The 253-nt window shown below is 61.3% G+C and carries 1 protein-coding gene; it reads left to right on the forward strand.

Translation table 11 applies throughout. The features are described from left to right. Positions 1 to 2 precede the first annotated feature (2 nt). Positions 3 to 253, forward strand: a 251-nt coding sequence (gene panD / locus SB816_RS33495) for an aspartate 1-decarboxylase (protein ID WP_410548440.1), incomplete at its 3' end; no start/stop codon positions are given.

The following is a 253-nucleotide window of genomic DNA, read 5'->3' on the forward strand; positions in this document are numbered from 1 at the left end:
CCATGCAACGCCACATGCTCAAGTCGAAGATCCACCGCGTCGCGGTCACGCACTGCGAACTGCACTACGAAGGTTCGTGCGCGATCGACGAGAATCTGCTCGAAGCCGCGAACATCGTCGAAAACGAGCGCATCGACATCTGGAACATCAACAACGGCGAGCGCTTCACGACCTACGCGATCAAGGGCGAACGCGGCAGCGGCATGATTTCGCTAAACGGTTCGGCCGCGCGCCGCGCGCAACTGGGCGACCT

The organism is Achromobacter sp. SIMBA_011, from assembly GCF_046535435.1.
Classification (GTDB): Bacteria; Pseudomonadota; Gammaproteobacteria; order Burkholderiales; family Burkholderiaceae_B; genus Achromobacter; species Achromobacter dolens.